Consider the following 255-nt stretch of genomic DNA (forward strand, 5'->3'; position numbering starts at 1 on the left):
ATATGTACTTGCTTGTTTCATTCGTTTTCTCCTTCCTTTAAAGAAAGTAGCGCTACAAAATTGTAACGCTACGTCATGGACTTCTATCAACTGAATCCTTCGGTTTCGTTAGAAGAATCAGTCATCCTTTCCATCTGATTAGTTATTATCAGGAGTAGAAGATAATTCCCAAGTCAGTGTGGATTTGTATTGTATCGCATCTTTCGCTGTAGAGCCTGGAACAAATAATTGAATCGCTTCATTGGTCACTACATC

1 protein-coding gene is annotated in these 255 nt (G+C 37.6%); it reads right to left on the reverse strand.

Features of this window, described 5'->3' with window-relative positions:
• Positions 1-138 precede the first annotated feature (138 nt).
• The coding region (locus P3R27_RS15605) for a WxL domain-containing protein (RefSeq protein ID WP_301357624.1) at positions 139-255 on the reverse strand (117 nt) is incomplete at its 5' end.

The sequence above is a fragment of the Enterococcus spodopteracolus genome (assembly GCF_030441955.1).
Lineage (GTDB): Bacteria > Bacillota > Bacilli > Lactobacillales > Enterococcaceae > Enterococcus_B > Enterococcus_B spodopteracolus.